This is a genomic window from Kitasatospora sp. NPDC101155 (genome assembly GCF_044768305.1).
In the GTDB taxonomy this organism is placed as follows: Bacteria; Actinomycetota; Actinomycetes; order Streptomycetales; family Streptomycetaceae; genus Kitasatospora.
In genome coordinates, this window is record NZ_JBIWPN010000002.1 from 484,807 (window position 1) to 486,257 (window position 1,451).

Here is a 1,451-nt window from a genome sequence, read left to right on the forward strand (position 1 = left end):
ATGCTGCAATGACACGACTTCGGTGATGTGCTTGAGCCCCGCTACATTGTCGGCGCGGAATCACTTGACCAGTGAGCTATTACGCACTCTTTCAAGGGTGGCTGCTTCTAAGCCAACCTCCTGGTTGTCTCTGCGACTCCACATCCTTTCCCACTTAGCACACGCTTAGGGACCTTAGTCGGTGTTCTGGGCTGTTTCCCTCTCGACCATGGAGCTTATCCCCCACAGTCTCACTGCCACGCTCTCACTTACCGGCATTCGGAGTTTGGCTAAGGTCAGTAACCCGGTAAGGCCCATCGCCTATCCAGTGCTCTACCTCCGGCAAGAAACACGTGACGCTGCACCTAAATGCATTTCGGGGAGAACCAGCTATCACGGAGTTTGATTGGCCTTTCACCCCTAACCACAGGTCATCCCCCAGGTTTTCAACCCTGGTGGGTTCGGTCCTCCACACGGTCTTACCCGCGCTTCAACCTGCCCATGGCTAGATCACTCCGCTTCGGGTCTTGGGCATGCAACTCAACCGCCCTATTCGGACTCGCTTTCGCTACGGCTACCCCACACGGGTTAACCTCGCTACACACCGCAAACTCGCAGGCTCATTCTTCAAAAGGCACGCAGTCACGGCCCACCAGCAAGCTGATGAACGACGCTCCCACGGCTTGTAGGCACACGGTTTCAGGTACTATTTCACTCCGCTCCCGCGGTACTTTTCACCATTCCCTCACGGTACTATCCGCTATCGGTCACTAGGGAATATTTAGGCTTAGCGGGTGGTCCCGCCAGATTCACACGGGATTTCTCGGGCCCCGTGCTACTTGGGAGATGAGCAAGCAAGCCGTACAGATTTCGTCTACGGGGGTCTTACCCTCTACGCCGGACCTTTCGCATGTCCTTCGACTACCCATACGGTTTCTGACTCGCCCAGCCGCCGGCAGACGACTGAAGCTCATTCCCACAACCCCGCATTGGCAACCCCTGCCGGGTCTCACACCAATACGGTTTAGCCTCATCCAGTTTCGCTCGCCACTACTCCCGGAATCACGGTTGTTTTCTCTTCCTGCGGGTACTGAGATGTTTCACTTCCCCGCGTTCCCTCCACACTGCCTATGTGTTCAGCAGCGGGTGACAGCCCATGACGACTGCCGGGTTTCCCCATTCGGACACCCCCGGATCAAAGCTCGGTTGACAGCTCCCCGGGGCCTATCGCGGCCTCCCACGTCCTTCATCGGTTCCTAGTGCCAAGGCATCCACCGTGCGCCCTTAAAAACTTGGCCACAGATGCTCGCGTCCACTGTGCAGTTCTCAAACAACGACCAGTCACACACCCTCAATGATCCGAAGACCACCTCAAGTGAGGCCGGCAACCTTGAGACAACGACCTCACGGCCGTTCCCTCAGGACCCAACAACGTGCCCGACACAGTCAATCCCAGATCGCGTTCCACGCCG

General features: G+C 57.1%; 1 rRNA gene (running past one end of the window). It reads right to left on the minus strand.

Annotation, left to right across the window (positions count from 1 at the left end):
- A 23S ribosomal RNA gene (locus ACIRYZ_RS04735) occupies positions 1-1,277 on the minus strand; it reaches 1,496 nt to the left of the window's first position.
- Positions 1,278-1,451: the final 174 nt, after the last annotated feature.